The sequence below is a fragment of the Providencia sp. Je.9.19 genome, from assembly GCF_051129765.1.
GTDB lineage: Bacteria > Pseudomonadota > Gammaproteobacteria > Enterobacterales > Enterobacteriaceae > Providencia.
This window is the reverse complement of sequence record NZ_JBCPSS010000001.1, coordinates 1,695,824-1,718,063: the sequence shown is the minus strand read 5'-3', so window position 1 is coordinate 1,718,063 and position 22,240 is coordinate 1,695,824. Positions and strand designations below refer to the sequence as shown.

The 22,240-nt window shown below is 36.8% G+C and carries 17 protein-coding genes; 9 read left to right on the top strand and 8 right to left on the bottom strand.

The annotated features are described in order from the left end of the window. Positions 1–935: 935 nt before the first annotated feature. Together AAZR93_RS07860 and AAZR93_RS07855 are read right to left on the bottom strand one after the other, a co-directional pair. The gene (locus tag AAZR93_RS07860; protein ID WP_294102888.1) at positions 936–1,235 is read right to left on the bottom strand and encodes a helix-turn-helix domain-containing protein; all 300 of its coding nucleotides are present in this window, start codon (positions 1,233–1,235) and stop codon (positions 936–938) included. 811 nt (positions 1,236–2,046) lie between these two features. Then, a complete protein-coding gene (locus AAZR93_RS07855) occupies positions 2,047–2,475 on the bottom strand; it encodes an Exc2 family lipoprotein (RefSeq protein WP_434719440.1) in 429 nt (142 codons plus the stop codon). 337 nt (positions 2,476–2,812) lie between these two features. On the opposite strand from AAZR93_RS07855, the gene AAZR93_RS07850 reads away from it, so the two are divergent. The 5 genes from AAZR93_RS07850 to AAZR93_RS07830 all read left to right on the top strand — a co-directional run bounded on the left by AAZR93_RS07850 (position 2,813) and on the right by AAZR93_RS07830 (position 9,274). Next, complete coding sequence (locus tag AAZR93_RS07850) at positions 2,813–3,646, top strand: aldo/keto reductase (RefSeq protein ID WP_434719439.1); 834 nt, start codon at positions 2,813–2,815, stop codon at positions 3,644–3,646. A gap of 767 nt (positions 3,647–4,413) precedes the next feature. After that, entirely contained in the window at positions 4,414–4,944 is a 531-nt protein-coding gene (locus AAZR93_RS07845; RefSeq protein WP_294102896.1) for a fimbrial protein, read from the top strand. 101 nt (positions 4,945–5,045) lie between these two features. Next, positions 5,046–7,523 (top strand): fimbria/pilus outer membrane usher protein, encoded by a 2,478-nt coding sequence (locus AAZR93_RS07840; RefSeq protein ID WP_434719438.1) that lies wholly within the window; start codon positions 5,046–5,048, stop codon positions 7,521–7,523. Positions 7,524–7,535: 12 nt separating this feature from the next. After that, positions 7,536–8,288: a fimbrial biogenesis chaperone gene (locus AAZR93_RS07835; protein ID WP_336428774.1), complete on the top strand. Its 753-nt coding sequence runs from the start codon at positions 7,536–7,538 to the stop codon at positions 8,286–8,288. Beyond that, positions 8,285–9,274 carry a hypothetical protein gene (locus AAZR93_RS07830; protein WP_294349948.1) on the top strand — a complete coding sequence of 330 codons (990 nt, stop codon included), beginning with the start codon at positions 8,285–8,287 and terminating at the stop codon, positions 9,272–9,274. Before AAZR93_RS07835 ends, AAZR93_RS07830 begins: the two co-directional genes overlap by 4 nt. 98 nt (positions 9,275–9,372) lie before the next feature. On the opposite strand, the gene AAZR93_RS07825 is transcribed toward AAZR93_RS07830, so the two are convergent. The 6 genes from AAZR93_RS07825 to AAZR93_RS07800 form a co-directional block, all read right to left on the bottom strand. After that, the gene (locus AAZR93_RS07825; protein ID WP_434719437.1) at positions 9,373–9,570 is read right to left on the bottom strand and encodes a heavy-metal-associated domain-containing protein; all 198 of its coding nucleotides are present in this window, start codon (positions 9,568–9,570) and stop codon (positions 9,373–9,375) included. Positions 9,571–9,706: 136 nt separating this feature from the next. After that, the gene (cueR, locus tag AAZR93_RS07820; protein ID WP_434719436.1) at positions 9,707–10,183 is read right to left on the bottom strand and encodes a Cu(I)-responsive transcriptional regulator; all 477 of its coding nucleotides are present in this window, start codon (positions 10,181–10,183) and stop codon (positions 9,707–9,709) included. A gap of 47 nt (positions 10,184–10,230) precedes the next feature. Continuing rightward, positions 10,231–10,494 (bottom strand): glutaredoxin family protein, encoded by a 264-nt coding sequence (locus tag AAZR93_RS07815; RefSeq protein ID WP_434719435.1) that lies wholly within the window; start codon positions 10,492–10,494, stop codon positions 10,231–10,233. Between the two features lie 86 nt (positions 10,495–10,580). Continuing rightward, complete coding sequence (locus AAZR93_RS07810) at positions 10,581–13,067, bottom strand: heavy metal translocating P-type ATPase (RefSeq protein WP_434719434.1); 2,487 nt, start codon at positions 13,065–13,067, stop codon at positions 10,581–10,583. A gap of 284 nt (positions 13,068–13,351) precedes the next feature. Then, on the bottom strand, positions 13,352–16,492 hold the full coding sequence (locus AAZR93_RS07805) for an efflux RND transporter permease subunit (protein ID WP_434719433.1): 3,141 nt from the start codon (positions 16,490–16,492) through the stop codon (positions 13,352–13,354). Then, positions 16,492–17,718 (bottom strand): efflux RND transporter periplasmic adaptor subunit, encoded by a 1,227-nt coding sequence (locus AAZR93_RS07800; protein WP_434719432.1) that lies wholly within the window; start codon positions 17,716–17,718, stop codon positions 16,492–16,494. Before AAZR93_RS07800 ends, AAZR93_RS07805 begins: the two co-directional genes overlap by 1 nt. A gap of 349 nt (positions 17,719–18,067) precedes the next feature. Here AAZR93_RS07800 and AAZR93_RS07795 point away from each other — a divergent pair, with 349 nt between their 5' ends. The 4 genes from AAZR93_RS07795 (at position 18,068) to AAZR93_RS07780 (ending at position 22,239) form a co-directional block, all read left to right on the top strand. Then, positions 18,068–18,424 (top strand): helix-turn-helix domain-containing protein, encoded by a 357-nt coding sequence (locus AAZR93_RS07795; protein WP_294102930.1) that lies wholly within the window; start codon positions 18,068–18,070, stop codon positions 18,422–18,424. 120 nt (positions 18,425–18,544) lie between these two features. Continuing rightward, positions 18,545–18,943, top strand: coding sequence for a MerR family transcriptional regulator (locus AAZR93_RS07790; protein WP_294102932.1), 399 nt, complete (start codon positions 18,545–18,547; stop codon positions 18,941–18,943). 240 nt (positions 18,944–19,183) lie between these two features. After that, positions 19,184–21,352, top strand: a complete 2,169-nt coding sequence (fdhF, locus tag AAZR93_RS07785; RefSeq protein WP_434719431.1) for a formate dehydrogenase subunit alpha — start codon at positions 19,184–19,186, stop codon at positions 21,350–21,352. Positions 21,353–21,621: 269 nt separating this feature from the next. Further along, positions 21,622–22,239 carry a 4Fe-4S dicluster domain-containing protein gene (locus AAZR93_RS07780; protein WP_294102935.1) on the top strand — a complete coding sequence of 206 codons (618 nt, stop codon included), beginning with the start codon at positions 21,622–21,624 and terminating at the stop codon, positions 22,237–22,239. The last annotated feature ends 1 nt before the right edge of the window (position 22,240 follow it).

Sequence of the window (22,240 nt, the reverse complement as noted above, 5' to 3'; positions counted from 1 at the left end):
ATATTATTTGATAAGTTGAATTGCTTATTTATTAAAATAATAAGAAGAAGGCTTAAATAAACTTAAAATGTGAACTAGAGCCTGTTTTTTTATTAATTCGACATGGTGTATTTTTTTTCGATTAATTTAACTAATTATAACTATAGAGCCTTTATAATGGATAATTATGCATATTTGTATGTATTTATCTAACTTTAGCAATACTTTTAGAGCATTTAACTAGTGTCAGAAAATGCGTTATTCTTATAAAAAAATGTCTAAATTAGACATTGATCACACTATGTTATAAATATAGATACAGATCACAATATGGAATATTTTTTTATTGGAGTATAAAAATAACGAATTTAATACTCTTATGAGTATCATTTTTGTGAATATTGACTGGATTCTATCGTTTACTCTTATTTTGTGAAATTTTACATCAAAAGCGGCTGCCGGTTAGTATCTAAAGCTAATCTCGTTTTATGATGATTTTTGTTATAGAAATAGTGTATCTGCTTGTCTGATTTTTTTGGTGCTATTTCTATCATGAATAATTTAATTCAATTTTAGTCGGCATTAGTGTGATTTTATGGGCTATAATCTATTTAATCTTAGGCAATCAATGAGAGAATCCCCCCACTGTGGGGAGATTAAAAACAACTGGGAAAATTAGTTATTTCATTCTCATTGATTACTTAAGGTAGCACCCTAATCACATTTAGCGTTACAGTAAAATGAGTTAGGATCTCTACTTGTATATTGAGTTATTGATACAAAAAAACAAAATATCAATGAGCGAGTTGCAGGGTATAAATTGATTAATATTTATCTATTTATGAGATTCCAAACATTCATTTTAATAATTTTTCAATGCATTAAATGATAGATGAAATAAGTATTGCATAAAAAAAACTAATGTTTTTTAAAGATATTAAATATAACAGTACTTATTAGACCAAAATAAATTTTGGGTCAGTGTATAAACAATCCTTTATATTTTTTTCATTATCTTTAATATCATTCTCTATTTCTTTTAATAAATAGATGAAAAAGCTCTCAACACTTAAGTCTAATTTATCTAAAAATAGTAAAACAAGGTCTAGTGATATTGTATTTACGCCATTTTCATAGCGAGAGACTTGTTGTTGGCTAACATGCAATAACTTACCGACTTCAGCTCCAGTCATCCCATATTCAATACGTTTACTTTTTAAATAGTTCCCAACTAAAGTGTTAACAATAGTATTCATAATAAAGAATTCCCATACTAACTATTTTTATAGATATTATTTGTTAGAACCAAAAATATACAATTAATTAATTTAAGTAAAGATGTTTAAATCATTCAATTAATACCATTGTGATAGATAAAACCTATCAATTCAAAGTTAATCAATTGTTTAAAGCGATCATTTTATTGGGTTTTTAATGAGGTAAATTAATTCAACGTATTGATTTTAAGTGATTTAATTGTTTGTTTTTCTTGCAGTTCATTTTTTTGTCAATAATGCGGTAAATATCCATTTTACTCACAATAAGAGTAATGATAAAGGGTTTGCCTTTATGAATATAAATGAAAGGATGGCATTGTCTTATAATGAAATAAATTGTTATTTTATATAATTAATGACCATTCGTTATTGCTATTCAATTAAATTGATTTTTTGTAAATTAATTTGCTATTAATTTAAAATTAATAATTTGTTAATGACGGGAATAATTAAAATAAAAATGAGACTTATTTGAAAATTGTCGGTATTTATATTGATTATTTGTTAATTTTGAAGGGGAGATGCATGGTGACCCCTATCAAGAACATAGGGTAATATTAATACTAGCATGTTTGATTTGTAAAATGATTTAGTATTTTTATATCAATTATGATTCTCTGCGTTAACTTTGCATAAATGGGAGGAAAGATAAACTTTAATAAATTGAAGATATTTTGTATACCACATAAATTTGTTTCTGTGGTATACAAAATAAGCAAAGTAATGGCTAAGTAAGCGATAGACTGATAAAGCGAATTTTGCCAAGCCATTGTATGAATCATGACATCATTTACTGGATGGTTTGATATCCGGCCTTGTATGCAGCAATGATTGATTCAGACATTATTTTTTTCTCAATATTTGATTTGTTAGCACCACTTACCGTTTCAACATGTACTTTTTCTGAAATGTATTGCTCTTTCGCATTTATACTGTTTAGGAACTCTGGAGTTGAAAAATAGGCAATTTTTTTCACATAACCCTCATTGGATATGTTGTCGTGTTTATCTTTTATTCCCATATCATAGAATTGCTTAAAAAAGGGGATGTTGAGCTTAATTGAAGTATGAATGTTGGTTTGAAAATTGGGGTCAGATTCATAGCTTGCTAGCTGATAAACATAATGTTTACTTATTTCCTCGTAGGGTAAGGTGGGGGTACTACAGGCAAATAGCAATAAAACAGAGGGTAATAATAACGTTACACTCAGTTTTGACATATTTTGTGTCCTTATTTTATATAGTTTCTTTTCCACTATAGTAATTCATATATCTGGTTATGAAAATATTACATTAAAAAAATTTATAAATTAATGCGATAGTGTTTTAAGACGATATGTGGAACTGAATAAATTATGTTTTATTCATCATGTTAGCTATCACTCTTCCAATTTGTCATCATTTCAACCAAGTTACTGCAACCCTGATGTATCTGCCCTATTGTTATAACCTAATTAATTTTAAGCCAAAGGAACATGGCGATTGTTTATGCTATTCTAGTTTTAGTAGTCTTGAATGTTTAACTATAAGATATTTCAATGTAATTAAGGAGATATTATGATTCAGTCATATGAACTACAGGATGGCTTTCAAATTCCTCAAATTGGATTTGGCACATACTCGCTTAATGGTTCGCAGGGTACTCGCATAATTGAAAGTGCGTTGTCAAACGGGTACCGTTTAATTGACACTGCATTTAATTATGAAAATGAAGGTATTGTTGGGAAAGCGATAAAAAATAGTTCAGTTCCTAGAGATAAAATAACCGTCACATCAAAATTACCAGGGCGTCATCAGCAATATAAAAATGCGCTGCAAACTGTCCAAGAATCTATATCCCGTATGGGCTTAGACTATATCGATATTTATTTAATTCATTGGCCAAATCCCAAGCAGGGTAAGTTTATTGAAGCATGGCAGGCTTTGATTGATGCACAAAAATCTGGACTAATTAGAAGTATTGGTGTCTGTAATTTCCTACCTGAGCATATAGATGCTCTTGAATTAGAAACGGGTATTCTGCCTGTGATTAATCAGATTGAATTGCATCCAAACTTTAATCAGTTAGATCAACGCAAGTATGATCAATCAAAAAATATTATTACTCAGTCATGGAGCCCGCTAGGACGCGCAGGTGATCTGTTAACGCATAATGCATTGCTTGAACTCGCTCATAAACATAAAAAGTCTGTGTCCCAAATTATTATTCGTTGGCATTTGCAGTTAGGGGCATTACCAATACCTAAATCATCAAATGCATCGCGGCAAATTGAAAATATCGATGTTTATGATTTCTCATTATCTATTGAGGATATGCAGGTCATCGATATGCTGTCTTCATTAAAGGGTAGACTAAAAAATCAAGACCCTTCTTTTTATGAAGAGTTTTAATATTGAATACAGAAATATTGTGATTTATCACTTATGTTTAAATTGTTTTTGATATTGACTTAAAATGGGCAGTGTTAGAGTTAGTCATATTGCCCATTGTTTATTTAACATTATTTAAAGAATATCTACTGATTAAATGGATGATGAAAGATGTAAGGTATCAGTTAAGCGTCCATAATCGTTGTGTCTACATTCCCTTAAGTGGAATATTGTCATTAAGCTAAATTTTATTTTAGCTCATTATTCATTGATCCGTTAATATAATTATAATTAACTTAAATTTATTTTTTTTGTTTTAATTATAAAAAAATAAAATTAACCAAATTATATAACAATTGATTACATTTAATAACATTGCATAGTGGCGCTATCATCAAAAACTGCGTTCAATTTGTAATTAAATTTTGTGTGAATGTAAGTAAATATCTACATAAACTCCTGTGGTGAGTATATATAGATTTTTAGTCTACATGTAGCGTCTAACTTTGCTGTTTTGTTTATTTTTGATTGATTTATATTTTTATCCGTTTATTTGTAAATTTTCAAGATTTAATTCTTAATTTGTTATGGTTTTCGCTGTTAATAGGATAAAGATGAGTCTTTTAATTATGCATTTATTAGCAGTTCAACTGAATATATTTGGTTACACTCTACGAGCTAAATACACAACTTGGGTGTATTTATATTTAATATTAGCCAGTATCATTCATCTCGTTCCCAATAATAGAAAACACTTTCAAAAATCATTAATTAATAAGGTATATAAAATGAATAAAACTTTAATCGCAATTTGCTTAGCTTTAACGACAACTTCAATTTCTGCTATTGCTGCTGATGCGGGTTCTGGAAAAATAACATTCAAAGGTGTTGTAAATAGCGGTGCATGTACTATTTCTCCTTCTGATATTAATAAAGAAGTTGAATTAGGAAGTATTTCAGCAGCAAGCTTATCGGCAGATGGTAAAGTAGGTCCATTAAATACATTTGAATTAAAATTACAAGACTGCCAATTAGACCCAGCAGCAACAGGTTCAGATTATTCTAAAGTTAAAATTGCATTTAATGGTCTATCTGATTCAAGTAAAGCAACTTTATGGGCAAATGCGGGTAGCGCAGATAACGTCGCGGTAGCTTTCTTTGATAATACAGGTAAAGCAATTAAACCAGGTGATACTTTAGAACAAGGTATGAAAACACCAGAAACAACAATTATTTTATCTGCTCAAGCTCAAGCGACTGGTGTAGCAACTGCCGGTACTATCAGCTCTGTTGCAAACTATGTATTAAGCTACGAATAATAAATTTATAGTAAATCAATACTTTTTTAATTAATTGTCTTACGCCGTTTCGGCGTAAGACGTTTAATTATATTTTCCACTATTATAATAAGAGTGAGCTTATGTATTTTAAGAAAAAAAGCATTTACTATGCTATTTCACTTCTTATTAGTGGTGGATATTCTAATGCTGAAACATTTAATATCAATGCACTTAACTTATCCGCAGATGATAACGTTGACTTAAGTTATTTTGAAAAAAACGATTTAAGTGAAGGTTTGTATGAAACAGATATTGTATTTAACGATAAACGAATTATTCGTAATGAAAAAATTAAATTTATTGATAATAATGGGGTAATTGAGCCCTGTATTACTCCTGAATTACTTAAACGTCTTCCGCTAACGAATGAAGCAAAAGATAAATTAATTGCTACTCAAGAAGATAACTGTATTAACTTAAATTCTCTTGATCCTAATGTAGTGGTGGCTTTTAATGACAGTGAACAAATTCTGACTATTTCAATGCCGCAAAAGTATACCAATTTGGTTTATTCTTCTTGGGTTAGCCCTGAGATGAGAGATAGCGGTATTGCAGGGTTAATTTTTGATTATACTGTAAATAATAGTCATTATTATAGAAAAAATAGCGGTAGAAGTAATAGCGTTAGTGCCTTTGGTAATATTGGTGCCAATGTTGCGCAGTGGCGTTTTCGTGCAAATTATCAGTATGAAAATAAACTTGTTGATCCTAATGGCGATAAGCAAAGTCGCTTCGATTGGGAGCAAGTATATGCATTTAGGGATGTAGCGAGTTTGTCTGCAAAGCTATTTGTGGGTGAAGTTTTTATTAGATCTGATTTATTTGATAGCGTGCGTTTTAAAGGTGTGAGTTTCTTTACTGATGAAAGCATGATGCCTCAGAATTTGCGAGGTTATGCGCCGCAAATTACCGGTGTTGCAGCTTCAAATGCAACGGTGACTTTGTCTCAAAATGGTAGAATTATCAATCAGGTGAAAGTACCTGCGGGTCCTTTTGTCATTAAAGATCTGAATCAGTCGGTAATAGGAACTGTGGATGTTACTGTCACTGAAGATAATGGGCAAGAAACTACTTTTCAATTTACGACAACAAATATTCCATTCTTAACTCGTAAAGGGCAAGTGCGTTATAAGTTAAACGCAGGTCAATTAGCGCCTAAATACAGTCATCATACCGATGATAATTTTATTACGTTAGAAACTTCTCTTGGCGTTTTTAATAATACCTCACTATTTGGTGGGCTTGTTGCAACTCAAGGAAACAAATATCAAGCTATAAACGTTGGCATAGGGCAAAACCTCGGTTTTTTAGGGGCACTCTCTGTTGATATAACACAATCCTATGCAGATGTTTTAACCGGAAGAGAGCAAGGAAAAAGCTATCGTATTAACTACGCAAAAGATTTACCGAGTATCGATGGCCAATTGACTTTAACGGGATATCGTTTTGCTGATCAAACGTTTAATTCTTTGACTAACTTTGTTGATCGGAATTTTAGTGATAATAATTTTGAAGACATCAACAAAGATAAACATGTTTTCTCACTTTCGTATGCGCAGCAATTACGTTTTATTAATGCAAGTGCCAATATAACGGCATCTCGTAAAACATATTGGAATGGTAAGCAAAATAACTACTTTAGCGTTGGGCTGAATAAATATTTTGATGAAGGCATAATGAAAGGAGGTAACATTTCGTTATCTTTAAATCAGATACGTAATGGCTATGATAAAACAGATAATCAGGTTTATCTTTCAATCAGTAAGCCATTAAATTCAGATAATAGAAATGCATCAGTGTCATATTTTGCTTCTTATAGTGATAAAGATAAGCGCTATGCGAACAATGCAAACTATAGTCGTTATGTGGATAAAAATACCAATTATAGTGTGACTGCTTCAACGCAAGATAGTTTATCTGATGCCATGGTGAGCACTTATATTTCACATAGTGGCGATTTGGGCCAAGTACAAGTGAGCGGTTCGTTGTCTGATTCAATGAATTCCGCCAGTGTGGCAATGAGCGGTTCAGTAACCGCGACACAACATGGTATTTCTGCACATCGTCTAACATATCGTGACCAATCTCGTTTAATTGTTGAGGTACCTAAAACTAAGGGACTTGTGATTGAAAATGGGAATACAACGACAAATAGTTTTGGCATAGCGACAATCAGTAACGTACCAACCTACTATAATATGGAATATAAGGTTGATATGAATAAGTTACCAGACGATGTAAACATTGAAGAAAATATTCTTGAATCTACACTTACTGATGGTGCTATCGGTTATGTGAAAATGGATGCAAATATTGGGAAGTCATTAATAACGCGTATAAAGCTTATTGATGGAAAATATCCTCCATTAGGCGCGATTGTGACTAATGGAGCAAATGATAAAATTTCAGGAATTATTGCTGAATCTGGCATTGTTTACTTAACTGGGCTGAATATGGGTGATCAGCTGAGTGTGAATTGGGGAGATGGTCAATCTTGTTCTTTCTCCGCAGATAGTATTCTTGCTGGAAGCCGCGATATTACTTTATGTAATCACTAAGGTGGTTAAAAAATGTTGGTGAAAAAAATGACTCTATTTAAAAAAGTAATTTTTGTTGTTTTGTTATCTGGCGTAATGAGTCAAGCATATGCTGTGCTGGGCTTAGATAGAACTCGTATTATTTTTAATGAAGAAGATGGAGGAGTCAGTGTTGTTATTGAAAATCAAGACAGCGCATCCTCATTTTTAGCGCAAACTTGGATTGAAAAACCAAATGGTGAGAAATTAAATAACTCTTTGGTTGCGCTGCCATTTTTACAAAAATTAAGTCCGAAACAGAAAAAACAAATAAAAATCACTTATATGGAAGGGCAGAACCTGTTGCCACAAGATAGAGAAAGTTTACTTTATTTCAATTTATTAGGTATTCCACCTCAAGGAAAAGAATCAAGTGTGGTTCAATTTACGATTCAATCACGATTAAAACTATTTTATCGTCCAAAAGGTATTGAATATAAAATGCCTGCGGGTAACGACTTTCGACGTGATCTTTTAGTCACCAAGCAGGGTGGGAATATCAAACTAACGAATCCAACGCCATTTAATATTATTATTACGAACCTGAATGTGGATCAGCGTAAAGATAGTGATTTTCCTGAAACCATTGTTGCACCTTTTAGTGATTCAGTTGTAAAACTAAAAAATCCGGCTTGGAATAGTTTTCATATTGGTTATATCGATGATTTTGGTGGATTACAATTTAGTCAATATCAATGTGATGCGTCACAGTCTTGTCAATTGTCATCTCATGCGAAAAGCAAATGACACTATTTTATCGAAATAGCGCAAAAATAAAAAAGCGAATCAAACAAAGTACACTTTGTTTGTTGCTAATAGCTTCAGGTAATGTTGCTTATGCAGCTGGGGCAGAATGTACTCCGAATGGTGGGCATATGTGGAATCCTGTGCCTGAAATTAATATTGATATGAATACTACTTTAGGTGAAATCTCCGCGGGAACTGAATTAGGTAAAGGATATACTGGTTTTTTTTCATGGCATTGTAATTTTTCAGGGTCTAATGCAGATAGAACTATTTATTTTTATAATCAAACACCGGCAACAACGAAAGCTCTTTTATTATCGAGTGGTGTTAGACTTTATCAAAATATTTATAGTCATGAAGTTGTCGAGATTACAGCAAATAATACACCAAAGTTAACGGTCGGTTATTGGAGTCAATCCGTTGCTGATATTGCTTTCATGTATATTTACACTCTTAAACGAGGAGTAGGACCATTAAAATCATTCGATACAGGTACTTTTGTTGTGGGGTATCATGCTGATGGTACTGGACGTCGTTTAGGTGACCTTTATCATGCTCGGATAACTGGAACATTAGTTAACTATTGCCCTACGCCTATTGTTACTATGAGTGATAAGATCGTTGATTTTAAAGAGTTAACGCCAGACCAATTTAATAGTGGTAAAACGGTTAAAGAAAATTTCAATATCACTTTAACACCTGTTTCAAGCTGTCAAGCTGCGCTGGAAGTGAGTGTTAAATTCCAAAGTAATAGTGGCGTCGTGAACAGTAAATATTTGGTTTTTGAGAACGGGTTGCAAGCGACTATTACAGATAAAAGTTTAGGGCAAGAAGTTATGTTTGACCGAGACTATTATAAAGGCGCTATTTCTCAACAAGCTCCGGGTAATTATCAATACAGCGCTGAACTATCAAATAGAAATAACGAGTCGATTAAACAAGGTCCGTTTAGTAATACAGTGAATGTGTTGTTTTCATATCGTTAATCATTTTAGCATCTAAATACAGCGGAAATATGAGTTAATTATTTCCACTGTATTATTATCGTAATATTAATCTTCCACTAATCTTTCAATAAATTAAACTATGCGGGATCTGCGGGATATCCGGCTGTATTTAATGCCGTACGGAAAATACTCTCTTCGAGGTTACTGTGAATTTTAACAGTTCTTGTTTCCGGCTCAGTGGTTATTTGTGCATGGGCATCAATATCTAATAATGCTTTTGTGACTGATTTAGCGCAACCGCCGCAAGTCATATTGGGTATCGTTAAATTAATCATTTTGCTCTCCTAATTATTGTGGTTTCCTGAGTAATGTAAGGCTTACCAGCGTAGCAAGGTCAATGCATTTTTAGTAAATAATGTGTATTTATTTCAATAGTATTAAATATTGATTTTATATTTAATACTTTAATGATTAAGACGAAATCCGCTTATTTGATGGCAGTGATGCATAAGCTCCAAATCGAGAGGTTTTAGTAACGTTTTTTTCTGTATTAATTGTCGGTTCAGTTAAACTGGCAATAATCGGGCAATCAGGTTGATTATTGCCATGACAATGTTGGGTTAGCTTTTCAAGTGTTTGAGCCATGTCTTGTAATTCAGTTATTTTTTGTTTTAATTCAGTTAGATGGGTTAGTGCCATGGCTTTAACATTGGCGCTAGCTCGGTCACTATCTCGCCATAACAGTAAAAGTGCTGAAATCTGTTCAGTTGAAAAGCCAAGATCTCGGGCACGACGAATAAGATGAAAGCTCTCTACATCCGATAAAGTATAATGGCGGTAACCAGCATTAGAACGGTTTGCTTTTGGAATTAATCCCGTCTGTTCATAATAACGTATCATTTTTGCTGAAATGTTAGCGAGTTTAGCTGCTTGACCGATATTCATCATGTTCTCCCATTTTGTAGGCGGATACATTTTCTTTATTAATGTAATGTTTACCTATGTTTTAGACCTAGTGCGACCATGAGTTTTGGTTTCTGTGATGCGAATGTGCCGTAAAATATTTGTTCGCCAATAAGTGTAATTGGCGCAACACGTACACCGGTATTTTCTTTTGCTTCCATCATGATTTTAGGGTCAGTGAGGTCGCGTTCTTCAAAAGGGAACGCATTTTGGGTCAACCACTCTTTTAACATATGACAATCAGGGCACGTGGGTGTGGTGTAAACAATAATGTTGGAATGAGATTGATTCGCCATCATTTATCCCTTTGTGTTTTAAGACTTACTTTTAGAGATTAGCCAGATCTTTCAATCTGGCTAATCGTCATGTATTTATTGGTATATTAACCTTTCATTGGTGCTTGAAAGCGTTTCAAACGTAAGGCATTACCCAGTACAAATACACTCGATAGCGCCATTGCACCGGCAGCTAACATTGGTGACAATAACGTACCATTTATCGGGTAAAGCAAACCAGCGGCAACTGGGATTAATAAGGCATTGTAAGCAAACGCCCAGAACAGATTTTGTTTGATGTTCCGGATGGTTGCTTGACTCAGCGCAATCGCATCAACAACACCGCGTAAATCCCCCGACATTAACACTACATCGGCAGCTTCAATGGCGACATCGGTTCCGGTTCCAATGGCGAGGCCGACATCGGCTTCTGCCAGTGCTGGTGCATCGTTGATGCCATCTCCGACGAAGGCCACTTTGCTACCATTGCTGCGAAATTTTTTCAACGCGGCAACTTTACCATCGGGTAATACTTCTGCTGCGATTTCATCGATACCCAGTTGTTTTGCTATCGCAGCGGCGGTAGCGGCGTTATCACCAGTAATCATAGCGACTCGAAGACCCAGTGCATGTAAGGCTTTAATGGCTTCAGGTGTTGTTTCTTTAATCGGGTCAGCAACGGCAATAATTGCGGCTAGGCGGCCATCAATTGCTGCATATAATGGGCTTTTACCTTGCTCACCAAGGCGTTGAGCTGTTTGTTGTAGACTTGAAACATCCAATCCTAGCTGTGCCATGAATCGGTCGGCACCCACTGAAACTGCGCGGCCACCGACTTGAGCTGAAACACCAAAGCCTGGTACTGCTTCAAAGTTTTCAATTGAGGCAAAGGTGATGCCTTTTTCTTTTGCTGCGGCAACAATGGCTTCAGCAATAGGGTGCTCAGAACGCGTCTCAATGGCAGCAACAAGACTGAGTACTTCATCATATTCAAATCCATCCGCAGGCACGAGGTCAGTTAATTCTGGACGGCCCTTGGTTAATGTTCCGGTTTTATCTAATGCAACAACACTCACATCTCGCAGGGCTTGCAACGCTTCGCCTTTGCGAAAGAGAATACCAAGCTCTGCTGCACGTCCAGTACCAACCATGATAGATGTTGGTGTTGCGAGTCCCATCGCACATGGACAAGCGATAATTAACACGGCAACCGCATTAATCAGTGCAAAAGTTAGCGCAGGATTTGGGCCAAAAATCATCCAAATAATAAAGGTGATTACTGCGCCCGTCATGACCGCTGGTACAAACCACATGGTGACTTTATCAACTAATGCTTGAATCGGTAATTTTGAACCTTGGGCTTCCTCAACTAATCGGATGATCTGCGCAAGTACGGTATTTGAGCCAATTTTAGTGACGCGGAAACTGAATGCGCCAGTTTTGTTAATTGTTCCACCAACAACATCAGAGCCAATTTCTTTTGATACTGGAACAGGTTCGCCGGTGATCATACTTTCATCAACGTAAGATGCGCCTTCAATAACCTCACCATCGACTGGGATTTTTTCGCCTGGACGGACAAAAACAATATCGTTTGTTGTCACATCATCCAGTGGAATTTCAATTGTTTCGCCGTTACGTTCAACACGAGCGGTTTTAGCTTGAAGCCCCACAAGGCGTTTAATCGCCTGAGATGTTTTTCCTTTAGCGCGCGCTTCTAACGTACGACCCAGCAAGATTAACGTGACGATCACCACGGCAGCTTCAAAGTAGACATTTGCCGTTCCAACCGGTAATACTTGTGGAATAAAGGTAGCAACAACGGAATAACCGTAAGCGGCGATTGTACCAACAGCTACCAGTGAGTTCATATCAGGCGCGCCGCGAAATAAGGCTGGAATACCTTTGCGGAAAAAACGCATCCCAGGGCCAAATAAAACAATCGTTGCTAAGATAAACTGTATATACCAGTTCGTTTGTTGGCTCATGACTTTCGACACGAGCTCGTGTACGCCGGGAATAAAGTGCGATCCCATTTCAATAATGAATACGGGTAGCGTAAAAATAGTGGCAGTCAATAAAGCGCGACGTAATGAACGCTCTTCATTATCACGACGCTCATCTGCTTGGTCATTGCTACTGGTTGTTCCCGCCGATATTCGACGAGATTTATAACCCGCTTGCATAACCGCAGCTTCTAAATCATCAATAGTGACAGCACCGGAAAGGTGGCGGATACGGGCGCGTTCAGTCGCTAGATTCACTGTAGCTTCCAATACACCGGGCACTTGTGCTAAAGCTTTTTCAACGCGACCGACACAAGAAGCACAGGTCATTTCTTCAATCATGAGTTCGGTGGTTTCTTCGCGAACCGTATAACCTGAGTTTTCAATTGCTCGTACTGCTGCAAGGGGATCTGCCGCGCCAGTGAAGGTAATATCAGCACGTTCTGTCGCAAGGTTAACCACGGCAGTGCTTATTTCTGGAACTGCTTTTAAAGCACGTTCAACACGACCGACACAAGATGCACAGGTCATGCCTTCAACCGGTAAACTTATACGGTTGGATGTGGATGGGGAGATATTCGTATTCATTATTTTGCCTTCTTGAATAGGTTGTTGAGTGAAAGCATAAGGTTTCCCTTAAGGGTAAGGTCAAGGTTTTTTTATTTTTATTTAATGAATAAATTGATGTTTGAACAATTATGGTGTGTTTCTAAGATGGAAATATGACCGATTTTTATTTTATTATATTTATAATCAATTGGTTAATTTATGTCATGAAAATTAAGGTAACAAAGTGTATTAAAAAAATATTTTATTCACTAGGCAAAATCTACCTAGTGAATAAAGGTTTCCGTATTATATCAAATTATTTGTTATAGCGACTTTCTGAGTGTTAATTTACGGACAATAACGTAAAAAACAGGTGTCAGTATTAAGCCAAATAATGTCACGCCTAACATACCAAAGAAAACAGCGATACCCATGGCTTGTCTCATTTCAGAACCGGCTCCGTTCGCCAAAACTAATGGAATAACACCTGCGATAAATGCAAACGATGTCATTAATATTGGGCGTAATCGTAAATGGGCGGCTTCTAAAACAGCTGCGATAGGGTCGGCTCCTTGTTTTTCTTGTGCAATAGCAAATTCGACAATTAGTATGGCATTTTTGGCGGCGAGTCCCACAAGGACAATAAAGGCGATTTGCGTAAAGACGTTGTTATCACCATTGAACAGCCATACACCCGCAATCGCAGAAAGTAATGCCATTGGTGCTATCAATAAAACAGAGAAGGGAAGTGACCAACTATTATATTGGGCGGCAAGGATCAAAAAGGCAAATAAAACGGCTAATGGGAAAATATATAATGCCGAATTACCACTCAATTGCTCTTGGTAAGTTAAATCAGTCCATTCATAAGTCATACCTTCCGGTAGGGTTTCTTGCAAGATTTTTTCAATAGCGTCGGTTGCTTGTCCAGAAGTGAAGCTCGGAGCGGCGTTTCCTGTAATATCTACCGATGGAAAACCATTATAGTGAATGATGCGATCTGGCCCTGTAGTACGTGTAATGTTAACTAATGTGCCTAGCGGGATCATGTCACCGTGTTTATTGCGTACTTGCAATAATTCAATATCTTTAGCATCCATTCTAAATGGCGTGTCTGCCTGAACGACAACGCGATAAGTTCGGCCAAATCGATTGAAGTCATTAACATATAATGATCCAAGATTGATTTGTAGTGCATCAAAAATATCGGTTAATTCCACACCTTGTGATTTTGCTTTTACGCGGTCTATATCAACATCTATTTGTGGTGAATTGGTTTGAAAACTGGCCATCATCCCTGTGAGTTCAGGTGTTTGCATCGCCTTCATTAAAATTTGTTCTTGTACTTTAGCTAACGCTTCAAAACCAAGATCGGCTCTGTCCTCTATTTGGACTTTAAATCCGCCCATAGCACCTAATCCTGGTACAGGCGGTGGTGGGAAAATACCCACGAAACCGTCAGGAATTTGACTAAATTTCCCCATTAATTTACCCGCAATGGCATTCGCAGAAAGCGATGGGTCTGTGCGCTCGTCAAAAGGTTTAAGCATCGCAAACATCAAGGCGGAGTTAGGAATATTAACGGGCCCATTAACGGATAAACCGGGGAATGCGACCACGTGTTCAACACCGGGCTCGGCAAGTGCAATGCGTGACATTTCTTTTACTACGGCTTCGGTTCTATCGAGTGAAGAACCTGGCGGTAATTGTGCAACGCCAATTAAGTAGTATTTATCTTGTGCGGGAACAAAACCGTTAGGGACAACGTTAAAACCCAGTGCGGTTAATCCAATAAATCCGAGATACAGAGTCAGTATAATAAGGCTGCCTCGAATGCATCGACGGATTAATTGAACATATTTTTCTGACAACTTATTAAAGAAGAGATTAAATTTGGCAAAAAAAGCACCGAATATCAGATTAATAATACGTGTCAGCCAATCTGTTTTTACATTTTTACCGTGGGGCTTAAGTAACATTGCACAAAGTGCTGGTGCTAAGGTTAATGAGTTAATCGCGGATATAATGGTTGAAATAACAATGGTTAATGAGAATTGTCGATAAAACTCTCCTTGTAACCCCGATAAAAATGCGGTGGGAATAAATACTGCGGCTAGCACAGAGGTAATCGCTAAGATTGGGCCCGTTACTTCATCCATCGCTTTGAATGCAGCTTCTCTGGGCGCTAACCCTTCGGTTATATGCCTTTCCACATTCTCGACGACAACAATGGCATCATCGACCACGATCCCTATCGAAATGACTAATCCAAATAGGGATAGCGTATTTAAGGAGAAACCAAATAAATACATAAAGGCAAATGTGCCGATTAATGAGACGGGGACGGCGACCAGTGGAATAATCGAGGCGCGCCAGCTTTGTAAAAATAAAACCACCACTAAAACAACTAAAATAGTCGCTTCAAGTAAGGTTATCGCAACTGATTTTAATGAAGCACTGACAAAAACCGTCGGGTCGTAAGCGATTTTATAATCGATACCGTCAATAAAATTAGCCTGTAAGCGTGACATAGTCTCGCGTACAGAGCTGGATACATCTAAAGCGTTAGCGCCTGGGCTCATCACAATTTGTAAGCCAACGGCATTTTGACCATCAAGCAGGCTACGTAATGAATAATTATCTGCACCTAACTCCATTCTAGCCACATCTTTCAAGTACGTAATTTGGCCATTTTCGCCAGCTTTGATAATAATATTGCCAAACTGTTCTTCTGTTGTCAGCCTGCCCAGAGCATTAACACTGATTTGAAATGAAGATGTGCTATCCGGTTGCTGTCCAATAGAACCTGTTGCGACTTGAATATTTTGCTCACGAATAGCGGCGACAATATCATTTGCAGTCAGCCCCACTGATGCCACTTTTGTTGGGTCTATCCAAGCCCGCATTGCATATTCACCTTCCCCCCAAACCACGGCGCTTGCGACACCGGAGAGTTTAGCAATTTCATCTCGCACATTTAACATGGCATAGTTAGAGACAAACAGTGAGTCGTAGACATCATTTGGGGAATACATATGGACAACCATCAGGACATCTGGAGATGTTTTCTCTGTTGTCACGCCAATTTGTTGCACTTCTTGAGGCAATCTTGGCAGTACTCTAGAAACTAAATTTTGTACTTGAATTTGGGCAATGTCAGGGTCAACACCTTGCCCAAATGAAATGGTTAAAACCATTTTTCCATCAGTTGACATCTGAGAGCTCATATAGAGCATCCCTTCTACGCCATTGACGGCCTGTTCTATCGGTGCGGCAACAGTGTCTGCGATAACTTTAGGTGTTGCGCCCGGATAACTTGCAACCACTTGGACTGTAGGGGGGGTAACGGATGGATATTCGCTTAATGGCAATTTAAAGAAGCTAAGAATACCGGCTATCAAGATAAATATGGATAAGACAATGGCAACAATGGGCCGTTGAATAAAAAAATGGGGAAATTTCATTATTTGTTTTCCTCCGTTTTATTTTTGTTGGTCATATTGTTTTCAGCCAGATTGCTATCAGCCAATGGTGATTGCATTGGAATTTCGTTAGGCGTAACTTCCATTCCCGGTCTGACAAGACCTTTGATAATGACTTTTTCACCTTGTACTAAGCCCTTATTGATGACTCTTAAGCCATCTTTCATCGCACCGAGTTCGACTTGTCGATATTCTGCTTTGTTATTTTTATCAAGCACTAATACATAGTTTTGTCCTTGGTTGGAACCGATTGCTTGCTCATCAATGAGAATTGATGGCGCTTTGTTACCAATAGGAAGTTGAACGCGAATAAAGGAGCCGGGGGTGAGTTTGCCATCTTCATTTTTAAGTGAAGCTCGCACTTTGACTGTCCCTGTTGCTCGGTCAATTTGATTACTGATAAAATTGAGCGTGCCTGAATGAGGATAATTTTGTTCATTAGGTAAACGAATATTCACCGAAGGTAATGCGACATCTTGCTTTGATTTTGGAGTGAACTGTATAGCTGAAAGTTGATGAAAGGTGGTTTCATCAATATCAAAATAGGCATAGATAGGGTCAATTGAAACAATTGTCGTTAACAGTGTGGCAGTATTGATATCACCGCCTGTCACAAGGTTGCCTTCTGTTATTAACGCTCTATCAACTCGGCCAGTTATTGGCGCGGTAACTTGCGTATACGATAAATTTAATTTAGCGGCTTCAACTGCGGCTTTGGCAGATTTAACTTGAGCATTATTGACGGTACGATTAGCGTGTGCATCATCGTAATCTTTACGAGAAACGACGCCCTTATCAACCAGACCTTTGATTCGATTGTAATTTTTATTTGCTTGAAAGGCTAACGCTTCAGCTTGACTAAGTTGTCCTATCGCTTTATTCAATGCAATTTGAAAAGGCAGAGGGTCTATTTGAAAGAGTAAATCCCCTTTTTGAATAATTTGCCCTTCAGGCAAGTTAATCGCATTAATTCGACCGCCGACTCGGGCACGTAAATCAACTGTTTTAGGTGCAGCTAAGTAACCTGTAAATTCGGAAGAGGGAATAATATCCCGTTGAATAACCTCAGCGACAGGTACTTGGGGAAGCATGATGGCGCTAGTGCTTTCTGGCTGACTATCATTATTATTATTTTCTTGTGCAGCAGATTGCCCACCCAGAGTGATAGCTGTAAAGAGCGCTGCATATACGCCAATTTTCATTTTCATAAAAAACCTTGCCTGATTAAATAAAGGAATTGTTAATTTGGATGTTATTGAATAAATTCTTTGCAAGGGTAAAGGTTACAGTCGCTGTAAAGTCAATAGTTTTAATTAAATGAAAACAAAAAAATAAAAGATGGTAAGTTTACATTTGATATGGATTTTTAATATGATGATTTATTTTATTTTGATGAGGAATTAAATAAAGGCTACTGTATGAAAAATTAAAATAATCTTCTGAACTATTGACCTTGTATCTACTTTAAGGTTTTAAATGACTTTAAAGTAACTTAATTATATTTAAATTAAATAGAGTTTAAAATGAAATCAATCATGACGGTCATTGAGGTGTTTAATGATGAATAATAATGCATTAAGAGAAAATATCGTGAATGATATTATTATTTGGATTGATGAAAATGTTGATAAACCTCTCGATATTGAAATAATCTCTGAAAGAGCAGGTTATTCAAAATGGCATTTTCAGCGGATATTTAAACATGTGGTTGGCGTTAACTTAGGTGAATATATTTTAAATATCAGGCTATTAAAGGTCTCGTCTGATCTAAAAAAAACCAATGATAAAATTATTGATATTGCATTCCGATATGGCTTTGATAGTCAGCAAGAGCTAAATCGTGCATTTAAAAGAATCTTGAAAGTGACACCGGGCAAGTATCGAAAAGAAACTGTACTACGCTACGATGCTTAATTTGAATCATGATATTAAAAATTAATAAATGCTTATTTGTTATTTTTCTTGACCTTACAATGACGGCAAGGTTTAAGATTGTTAGCATATTTTTAGATTGAAATTATTTGAGGTGAATAAATGAAAATAGGTGAGATGTCAGATTTATTTAAAATTCCAAGGGAAACTATTCGTTTCTATGAACGTGAAGGGCTAATGTTACCTCCCAATAGAAATAATAATAACTATCGGAGTTATAGTGAAAATCATGTTGAACGTTTAAGGTTTATAAAAAACTGTCGAAATTTTAATATGTCGCATCGTGAGATCAAAAAACTACTCAATCTTATTGATAATAATAATGCGGGTTGTGAATTAGTCGAAGAGGTCGTTTTGAGTCATTTATCCAGTATTAGAGAAAATATTGAGAAGTTGAAGCGGTTAGAGAAAGATTTGGTTATTTTACAAGTTCATAGTAAGAATATGGATATTAATGATAAATGTGGGATCATTAAAAATCTGTTATCTCGGGAGATTTAACTATTGATGAGATGATTAATTTTTTATTCCAAAACAGTAAAAATTCCCTATCTTGCATACTTTTTATTCCAATTTTAAACTTTAAATTATTTTCGTCAAAAATGTCGACGCTCAGTTTGAACATTAAGTTGTATTCCTATCATATTGATTAATATTCATTATTTTATTGGCATATTTTGTGCATTATTTGAGTTTCTTTTTCTTACTCTTTTACTCCCTAGTTAGGGGAAAGGACTTCAAATGAAAAAAGTTATATCTGTATGCCCATACTGCGGCGCTGGTTGTAAATTAAATCTCTGTGTTGAAAACGGCAAAATAATCAAAGCTGAAGGCGCTAATGGCGCTACAAATCAAGGACAACTCTGTTTAAAAGGTTTGTATGGCTGGGATTTTCTTTATGATAATAAATTACTAACTGCTCGCATTAATCAGCCAATGATCCGCAGGGAAAAAGGGGCGCCATTTGAAGTTGTCAGTTGGCGTGAAGCCATTAATTATACCGCCCATAAATTAAAAGAAATCAAAGAAAAGTATGGCGCTAAATCCATTATGTGCACGGGATCTTCTCGTGGTACGGGTAATGAAACCAATTTTGTCATGCAAAAATTTACCCGTGCAGTGTTAGGCAATAATAATGTCGACTGCTGCGCGCGAGTTTGCCATGGCCCTTCTGTGGCGGGATTACAGGTCACATTGGGGAATGGCGCCATGAGTAACTCAATCGCCGATATTGAGAACTCGGATTGTTTATTAGTTTTCGGATATAACTGCGCAGACTCTCACCCAATCGTTGCTAGGCGAGTGATAAAAGCTAAAGAAAAAGGGGCTGAAATTATTGTTTGCGACCCGAGAAAAATAGAAACAGCAAAAATAGCCACACAATATCTTCCGCTAAAGAATGGGACCAATATGGCATTAGTGAATGCCTTTATTTATACCCTGATAGAAGAAGAACTTTATGATAAAAATTATGTTAATCAGTTTACTGAAGGTTTTGAAGACGTTAAACAAATAGTACAGGATTATAGTCCGGAAGCGGTTCAGGATATTGTCGGTATTCCTGCATTACAAATTCGTCAGGCGATGCGAACTTACGCTAAAGCTAAAACAGCGACCATTATGTGGGGAATGGGCGTTACCCAATTTGGACAAGCCGTTGATGTAGTTAAAGGTCTTTCTAGCTTAGCGCTGATGACGGGAAACCTTGGAAAACCGAATGTTGGCGTTGCGCCAGTTCGCGGACAAAATAATGTTCAAGGTGCCTGTGATATGGGGGTGTTACCTAATCTATTCCCCGGTTATCAGGAGGTCACAGATGAAAGCGTGCGTCAAAAATTTGCAAAAGAGTGGGGAATTTCGTCTGAGCAGCTTGACCCTAACGTAGGTTATCGAATTACTGAAGTACCTCATTTAGCTATTGAAGGAAAGGTCAAAGCCTATTACATCATGGGTGAAGACCCATTACAGACAGAAGCAGATTTGAATCTAGTTCGAAAAGGTTTTGAAGCACTCGAGTTTGTTGTCGTTCAAGATATTTTCATGACCAAAACGGCAGAACAAGCCGATGTTATTTTACCTTCAACCAGTTGGGGTGAACACGGTGGTATCTTCACTTGCGCTGACCGTGGATTTCAACGATTTGAGAAAGCGATTGAGCCAGTTGGTAATGTTAAACGGGATTGGGAAATTATTTGTTTGATAGCGACAGAAATGGGTTATCCAATGTCGTACACCGATAATAAACAAATTTGGGATGAAGTTAGAAAACTTTGTCCGCTATTTTTCGGTGTGACCTATGAAAAATTAGCCGGATTAGCTCATATTCAATGGCCTTGTCCAACTGAAGATCATATGGGAACGCCTTATCTCTATAAGGACAATGTATTTGATACGCCTTCAGGTAAAGGGCTACTTTTTGCAACCAATTGGCGCGCTCCTGCGGAATTACCGGATGAAACATACCCGTTGATCCTTTCAACGGTTCGTGAGGTTGGCCATTATTCTTGTCGCTCAATGACCGGAAATTGTAAAGCGCTCGCATCTTTAGCGGATGAGCCGGGTTATGTTCAAGTTAATCCCGAAACCGCGAAAAACATAGGCATTAAAGATCAAGATATCGTTTGGGTTGAGTCTCGTCGGGGAAAAGTTATGTCTCGTTGTAGTATTAATGAAACTATCAATAAGCCCGCCATTTACATGACTTACCAATGGTGGGTTGGAGCTTGTAATGAATTGACGCAAGATAATCTTGATCCTATTTCAAAAACGCCAGAAACTAAATATTGCGCCGCAAGGATTGTCAAAATTAACGATCAAAAATCCGCAGAAAGCCTCGTGACTTCGAAATATGTCGATATGCGTTCGCGACTGATTAATTTGGTTGAGTCAGCCGAAAGCCAAATACAATAAAACCTAAATAGAGTACCTAAATAAAGAGTGGCTACGGTGTGATTAATTCACATCGTGGCCATTTTGCTATTCAGTTTGTCCATTTCATTTTCACAGATTTCGCTTCCTCACTTCACTGCTTGTCGTCATTAGTGTCGATTAAGCGGTATTTATCATTCCATTATTTCATAACAAATTGATTTTATTGATAATAATTTATGGCATGAAAAATGCTTAGTTAATGGCATCAATCCTAATGACTTGACAGATTTTATTGGAGGGTAAGGCGAATGAATCGCTTTGTTATTGCCGACCCACAATTATGTATCGGATGTAATACCTGTATGGCGGCGTGCTCAGAGACGCATAAAGTTCAGGGATTACAAACATATCCGCGACTAAAAGTGGTGAAAATTGGAGAGCTGACTGCACCTATGCTCTGCCGCCAGTGTGATGATGCTCCATGTGCTCGTGTGTGTCCGGTGAATGCCATCACCCACGAGAACAACATGATTGTGCTGAATGAAAGTCTTTGTATAGGCTGCAAATTATGCGGTCTAGTTTGCCCATTTGGGGCAATCACCCCATCAGGCAGTAAACCTGTGGATATGCCTGATTTCTTTGAACAATATGTTCCCAAAGAAATGTTATTGGATGTTCCTGACAGCTTACCAACGATGAACCCGTTTTTGGCATGGAATGCTGGTATTCGTAATGTCGCTGTGAAATGTGATTTATGTGACTTTAGCGAAGAGGGCCCAGCTTGCGTGAAAGTGTGCCCAACTGACGCTCTCCATATTGTTGAAGAGAACCAATTAGAAAATGAAAATGCGAAACGACGCAATGCATCGGTCAATGTGATGCCGCCAGAGTTCGACATTTTTGTCTCAGGACAGGAGAACTCATAAC

Bases quoted from the DNA above. Each gene is read 5' to 3' on its own strand.
- AAZR93_RS07860 (WP_294102888.1), bottom strand. From the start codon at position 1,235: ATGAATACTATTGTTAACACTTTAGTTGGGAACTATTTAAAAAGTAAA.
- AAZR93_RS07855 (WP_434719440.1), bottom strand. From the start codon at position 2,475: ATGTCAAAACTGAGTGTAACGTTATTATTACCCTCTGTTTTATTGCTA.
- AAZR93_RS07850 (WP_434719439.1), top strand. From the start codon at position 2,813: ATGATTCAGTCATATGAACTACAGGATGGCTTTCAAATTCCTCAAATT.
- AAZR93_RS07845 (WP_294102896.1), top strand. From the start codon at position 4,414: ATGAATAAAACTTTAATCGCAATTTGCTTAGCTTTAACGACAACTTCA.
- AAZR93_RS07840 (WP_434719438.1), top strand. From the start codon at position 5,046: ATGTATTTTAAGAAAAAAAGCATTTACTATGCTATTTCACTTCTTATT.
- AAZR93_RS07835 (WP_336428774.1), top strand. From the start codon at position 7,536: ATGTTGGTGAAAAAAATGACTCTATTTAAAAAAGTAATTTTTGTTGTT.
- AAZR93_RS07830 (WP_294349948.1), top strand. From the start codon at position 8,285: ATGACACTATTTTATCGAAATAGCGCAAAAATAAAAAAGCGAATCAAA.
- AAZR93_RS07825 (WP_434719437.1), bottom strand. From the start codon at position 9,570: ATGATTAATTTAACGATACCCAATATGACTTGCGGCGGTTGCGCTAAA.
- cueR (WP_434719436.1), bottom strand. From the start codon at position 10,183: ATGATGAATATCGGTCAAGCAGCTAAACTCGCTAACATTTCAGCAAAA.
- AAZR93_RS07815 (WP_434719435.1), bottom strand. From the start codon at position 10,494: ATGGCGAATCAATCTCATTCCAACATTATTGTTTACACCACACCCACG.
- AAZR93_RS07810 (WP_434719434.1), bottom strand. From the start codon at position 13,067: ATGAATACGAATATCTCCCCATCCACATCCAACCGTATAAGTTTACCG.
- AAZR93_RS07805 (WP_434719433.1), bottom strand. From the start codon at position 16,492: ATGAAATTTCCCCATTTTTTTATTCAACGGCCCATTGTTGCCATTGTC.
- AAZR93_RS07800 (WP_434719432.1), bottom strand. From the start codon at position 17,718: ATGAAAATGAAAATTGGCGTATATGCAGCGCTCTTTACAGCTATCACT.
- AAZR93_RS07795 (WP_294102930.1), top strand. From the start codon at position 18,068: ATGATGAATAATAATGCATTAAGAGAAAATATCGTGAATGATATTATT.
- AAZR93_RS07790 (WP_294102932.1), top strand. From the start codon at position 18,545: ATGAAAATAGGTGAGATGTCAGATTTATTTAAAATTCCAAGGGAAACT.
- fdhF (WP_434719431.1), top strand. From the start codon at position 19,184: ATGAAAAAAGTTATATCTGTATGCCCATACTGCGGCGCTGGTTGTAAA.
- AAZR93_RS07780 (WP_294102935.1), top strand. From the start codon at position 21,622: ATGAATCGCTTTGTTATTGCCGACCCACAATTATGTATCGGATGTAAT.